Below are 5,072 nucleotides of genomic sequence, written 5' to 3'. Positions count from 1 at the left end.
AATTGACCGGCTCCAACTGCAGCATTACCGGTAAAACCACCGGCAGCCGTAGCTACTACACCTGCATTATTTATTGTCAGATTAGTTGCACTAGATGCTCCGTTTATCGTAACAACCCCTGCTCCTAACACATTAACCGTACCGTTAATGCCGCCCGTACTTGTTACTGCCGCTAAAGTACCGTTATTGTTAAGATTTATTATACCGGCATTATTTACAAAATCCGTTTTTCCGGTAATATTAGTCACTGCAAACGTAGTAGTATTCGTAAAATTGACTGGACCGTTAACAGTAGTAAGAGTTAAATTACCTGCTATACCTGTAGAAAGAGGGGTTGCTATATTAATTGCCAGCGTAATCGTGATATCACCGTTGCCGGCTAATATCATAGAATTTAAAGTATTGCCGTTATTAATACCTAAATTATTTCCACCGATTATCGTTAAAAGACCGCCGGTTGAGCTTAACTGAATCACGCCGCTTGCCGCTGCACCGGGATTTAAATCCCCATTCATTGTAGCCGTTACATTTCCGTTACTTGTAATATTTAATATTGAACCCGCCTTATTGAATTTCATATTAGCAGTACTAATATTAAAATTTGCATTATTAGGTGTTAATATATATGTCCCGATTCCGTTCCCATCGCCGATATTTATATTAGTAGCACTTGCCGAGGTAGCGGTTTGATCAGTAAAGTTACTATTTCCTGTAACATTAAGAGTAGTAATACCGCTAAGGTTAATCCCTCCTTGTGCCTGAACGGTTCCTATAGTGCTAACCGAAGCTAGTTTATTAACGGTACCGAACAATCCTCCCTGAACGGTTAAAGCATTAGTGCCGTTTAAGGTTACATTACCGCCGCCGCCTGCGAAACCGTCTAAGTTACTGCCTAATGTTACGGCTTGTACGACAGGTGAAGCTACAACTAAAGCAGCATTAGCACTCTCAAAATTAATTTGATTTCCTCCCGCTAAAAGATTTAAATTCGGATTATTGACTGCTAAAGTAAGAGCCGCTGTAGAGAAATTTGCTCCTATTTGAATAGTTTTAGCCGGAGCAATACTAGAATCCGTAGCCGTAAGAGTAGTATCTACTAAAACATTCCCATTGCCTGCTTGTAAAATAGGACTTGAAAAAATATAAGCACCCACCGGATTAGAAAATGCTAACGTTGCCCCAAGATTATTATATTGCACTCCTGCTGTTGCAGTTAATGTTCCTCCTCCTACTACTACCCCGGTATTGCTGAAATTTAACTTATTAACCATAACGTTTCCCTGTAAATTAACCTGAGTAGTATTATCGCCTTGAACATTTAATGTATTAATCGCATGACTAGCTCCTACATCATCGGTAACCGTACTACCACCGACAAAATTTAAGGTTGCTAGATTTCCTCCTAAAATATCGTCTATATCCCCGGTTACTGTAACACCATCATTCAATATAGCAGTCGCAGATTTACCATTAAAATCCATATTGGAAGTTATGTTAGCGTTAAATTGTGATATAGAATTTGAATTAAATTGTACTAAACCACCGGCACCCGTATTAAGCGGTGTTGTCCAAATAAGTTGTGCCTGACCTCCTAGCTTTGTCGGATCCTGCTGAATTATAATTTTTTGTGCAAAAATATTACTGCTAATAGTTGTTACATTTTCACCGTCCGTAATAAAGGTATTAAATCTTTGGGTAGGGCTAGTTTCGACGGCTGCAGTAATATCCGTTGCAGAGGTTGATACGTGAAACGCTACTATAACCCTGAGCGCCCCCGCTAGTTATAGGAACGGTAGCCAAAAACTGTCCACTATTTGCATTTTCATTACTAAAGTCAGCTCGAGAAGTAGGAGCTAAAAATACTAAATTTCCTATAGGATTTATATCAATTGGACCAACATCATTATTCACATAATTATATACAACACCGGCACTAATATTGATTTTTCCAAGCTCTGTTGTCCAACTACTATCTTTTACTTGAAGATTTGATTTAACATTTACAATAGCATTTAGTCCGTTTGTAACAGTGGTATCAGTAGTTGCCGCAGCAAAAACTATATCTCCATTATCTGCAGCTTGAATAGTTAATTGTCCATTAGTACCCTGAAAATCTATATCATTAATAAAATAAGTATCCGCAGGAACGTTATTGCCGAGCCCGGGAGCAAACGGGTTAGCACCGCCCTCTGCATTTACGGCAGCTGCAGCTACTGCTTGACTCGGAGCAACGCCGTTTAAAGTAACGTTTACCCCGGCTGGGATAGTCATATTTAATGAGTGATTTGCTAGAAGTAAATTCGGCGGAACGATACAGCCGACCACTGTATTATGCAGAAAAGTCATCGATGGACCGATAGCATTTACATATATACCGGCAATTGCATTCACATCGGCAGTAACGCTATCTGCATTATTAAACGTAAGCAGAGAACCGGGAACAAAAGGAACGTTACCGCCGTTTTGATCCAAATTAACACCGCTAGATAAAATCGCATTATCTGCTATAACATCCCGGTTGTCTAGAGCTAAAGAGCTAGTACTGGCAAGTATCATTGCTGCCGCCGAAGCTGTCGTAAACATACATTTTTTTTATTAAATTTTTTAGAGTATTTTTTCGTTGAGTTGACATAACATCTCCTAAATTTGGGCTTAATTTTCTAAATTATCAATTCGAGACTAGTATTCATTAAACAAATATAAATTTTCTGTATTTTGGAAGATTTTTAAAAATCTTTGGTAAATGAGATTAAGATAAAAATTCTTAATATTTTCGCTAGGTTCTGTGAACATTTCTAATTGATTTACTATTTTGAGGTATTTTTTAGCAAAAATTAATAAGATTTTTGCCGGAATAGTTATTCATATTTCAAAAAAATCTTATAATTTGCAACAAAAAATAACCAAAATTAAATCTTTTTAGAGATGTTCACAGAACCTATGTGGCACTTTTAAAAAAAGTTAATAATAAAATTAATTTTTTATTCAGGACTTTAATTAATATTAATAATAAAAGAGGATAAGATGAAATGATTAATAATTATTAAAAGAACAAAAATTTTTCTAACTTATAATTTTGTTATATAAATAATACATTACTTTTAATTGAAAAGCATTAATTAAATACTAAGATACCTATAAAAATATCTATAAATAAAGTATTTTCTACATATAAAAAGTAACTATAAGCTACTTTTTCTTGTTTAAAATAAATTAAACTTTATGTATTTTTTATAGAAATTCGGTAAATCGTATATAAAACTTAAGAAATACAAGGATAAAACCTATTTATTTTAGTCCTTTAATAAAAACAGCAAAATTTTATTAATTTTTGTATAGAAAGGAATACCCAAACCGTCACTATCATTGCGATGAGGCCTTGTTGCGTGGATACCGATGTCATTCCTGCGAAAGCAGGAATCCAGCATAAATCGAGCTTTTAATTTCAAAAATTTTCTGTATGTATACTTTTTTTCTGGATTCCCGCTTTTAGCTAAGAATGACATCAAGACCATATAACAAACCGCAGGAATGACACAATGATATTTAAAGATATAAACAAAATCGCTTTTTCTAGGTAAAATCTATAAATTTTTGCATAAACAAATTGATTTGCTACGAATAATAGAGTATATAGTATAGACATAATTAATTCTCGGGGCGTAGCGCAGCCTGGTAGCGCATCTGGTTTGGGACCAGAGGGTCGGGAGTTCGAATCTCTCCGCCCCGACCATAAAAACATAAATTATAATGTCAAAAGACGACCTCATTCAGTTTACAGGTACAGTACTTGAACTTTTACCTAATGCTACTTTTAGAGTAAAGCTTGAGAATGATCATGTAATTATTGCTCATACTTCCGGTAGGATGCGTAAAAATCGTATCAGAATATTACTAGGAGATAAAGTTACGGTAGAAATGACTCCTTATGATTTAACTAAAGGGCGTGTGATTCATCGTTACTAGTCTTTATAAGTATGAAGCAGAACAAAAAAAAACTACCGATTATATTAGCATCAAGCTCTCCTGCAAGAATTGAGTTACTAAACAGAATCAAAATTATCCCTTCACAAATTATTCCGGCAGATATAGATGAAACACCTAATTTGCGTGAATTACCCGCTCCCTTAGCCATAAGACTTGCTTACGAAAAAGCTATAAAAGTTGCATCTCAAATAGAGGAATCCGCTATAATTATAGCTGCCGATACCGTAGCGGCAGTAGGTAGAAGAATATTGCCGAAAGCTACTACTTATGAAGAAGTCAAGAATTGTATTAAGATGTTATCAGGACGTCGTCATCGCGTCTATACCGGTTTATGTATTATCAAAAAAGAGAATGATCAGCTTACAGTTAGACAAAAAATAGTTCAGACTATTGTTAAGTTCAAAAAATTAAGTGATGAAGAGATTAATTTTTATTGTTCTTTGGATGAGGGAATAGATAAAGCCGGCGGATGTAAAATTTCCGGTTATACAGAAGCTTTTATCTCATTTATTTCCGGCTCATATTCAAATGTTATGGGATTACCTTTATTTGAAACGGTAAATGCTCTAACTTCTTTAGGTTTTAAGGTATATTAATATTGTAATGTTGCCTCTGTAAAGATTGATCTCGTTACATGAATCGTTTATCTCATTCCCGCATGGCATTGTTGCGTGGACCTGCTTTTCGTCATTGCGAGAAGAATTACGTAGTAATTCGACGAAGCAAGGAAGAAAAAAATTCTGATTTACAGAATTTTTTTATTATTTTTTCTGGATTGCCGTGTCGCTTCGCTCCTCGCAATGACGATTAGATATCCACGCAACAACGCTTTCCCGCATAGGCGGGAATCCAGTAAAACACATAAAAAATAAGTTTTTTTATGTGTTTATTTTGTCAAATATGTAACTTCTATATCAATATTGAAGTTATTTTTCTGGATCCCCGCCGTTGCTAGGATGACATTGAGTAGGTTTTTCGAGCCATACACATCAATTACAATTTTAATTCCCAGGCTCATCCAAATGACTTCTCTCATAATTTTCATGACGCTCTTGAGCTTCAATACATAATGCAGCAATAGGTCC

Annotated in this window: 6 protein-coding genes, 1 tRNA gene and 1 pseudogene; 5 read left to right on the top strand and 3 right to left on the bottom strand. The window is 35.3% G+C overall.

Features of this window, described 5'->3' with window-relative positions; all coding sequences use genetic code 11:
- Both SB78_RS10005 and SB78_RS02590 read right to left on the bottom strand, forming a co-directional pair.
- Positions 1-1,481: beta strand repeat-containing protein (locus tag SB78_RS10005; RefSeq protein ID WP_041078402.1), on the bottom strand; the 1,481-nt coding region annotated here is incomplete at its 3' end.
- Positions 1,482-1,701: 220 nt separating this feature from the next.
- Positions 1,702-2,583: a hypothetical protein gene (locus SB78_RS02590; RefSeq protein ID WP_041078400.1), complete on the bottom strand. Its 882-nt coding sequence runs from the start codon at positions 2,581-2,583 to the stop codon at positions 1,702-1,704.
- 813 nt (positions 2,584-3,396) lie between these two features.
- On the opposite strand from SB78_RS02590, the gene SB78_RS11455 reads away from it, so the two are divergent.
- From SB78_RS11455 to SB78_RS08765, 5 genes are all read left to right on the top strand, one after another.
- Positions 3,397-3,519: a hypothetical protein gene (locus tag SB78_RS11455; protein ID WP_277813947.1), complete on the top strand. Its 123-nt coding sequence runs from the start codon at positions 3,397-3,399 to the stop codon at positions 3,517-3,519.
- Positions 3,520-3,656: 137 nt separating this feature from the next.
- Positions 3,657-3,733: transfer RNA gene (locus SB78_RS02585), tRNA-Pro, on the top strand.
- A gap of 17 nt (positions 3,734-3,750) precedes the next feature.
- A complete protein-coding gene (gene infA / locus SB78_RS02580; RefSeq protein WP_041078398.1) occupies positions 3,751-3,966 on the top strand; it encodes a translation initiation factor IF-1 in 216 nt (71 codons plus the stop codon).
- A gap of 11 nt (positions 3,967-3,977) precedes the next feature.
- Positions 3,978-4,583, top strand: coding sequence for a Maf family protein (locus tag SB78_RS02575; protein WP_041078396.1), 606 nt, complete (start codon positions 3,978-3,980; stop codon positions 4,581-4,583).
- Positions 4,584-4,621: 38 nt separating this feature from the next.
- Positions 4,622-4,798: a hypothetical protein gene (locus tag SB78_RS08765; protein WP_199402713.1), complete on the top strand. Its 177-nt coding sequence runs from the start codon at positions 4,622-4,624 to the stop codon at positions 4,796-4,798.
- A gap of 190 nt (positions 4,799-4,988) precedes the next feature.
- Here SB78_RS08765 and SB78_RS02570 read toward each other — a convergent pair.
- Positions 4,989-5,072 (bottom strand): annotated as a pseudogene (locus SB78_RS02570) (RNA polymerase-binding protein DksA); the annotation flags it as partial.

Source organism: Rickettsia asembonensis, assembly GCF_000828125.2.
Lineage (GTDB): Bacteria > Pseudomonadota > Alphaproteobacteria > Rickettsiales > Rickettsiaceae > Rickettsia > Rickettsia asembonensis.
Note: the sequence above shows the minus strand (reverse complement) of the source record. Positions and strands in the feature narration are given on the sequence as shown.

What these genes read in the sequence shown, in the direction of transcription:
- SB78_RS02590 (WP_041078400.1), bottom strand. Translation starts at nt 2,583, where the DNA reads ATGTTTACGACAGCTTCGGCGGCAGCAATGATACTTGCCAGTACTAGC.
- SB78_RS11455 (WP_277813947.1), top strand. Translation starts at nt 3,397, where the DNA reads ATGTCATTCCTGCGAAAGCAGGAATCCAGCATAAATCGAGCTTTTAAT.
- infA (WP_041078398.1), top strand. Translation starts at nt 3,751, where the DNA reads ATGTCAAAAGACGACCTCATTCAGTTTACAGGTACAGTACTTGAACTT.
- SB78_RS02575 (WP_041078396.1), top strand. Translation starts at nt 3,978, where the DNA reads ATGAAGCAGAACAAAAAAAAACTACCGATTATATTAGCATCAAGCTCT.
- SB78_RS08765 (WP_199402713.1), top strand. Translation starts at nt 4,622, where the DNA reads ATGAATCGTTTATCTCATTCCCGCATGGCATTGTTGCGTGGACCTGCT.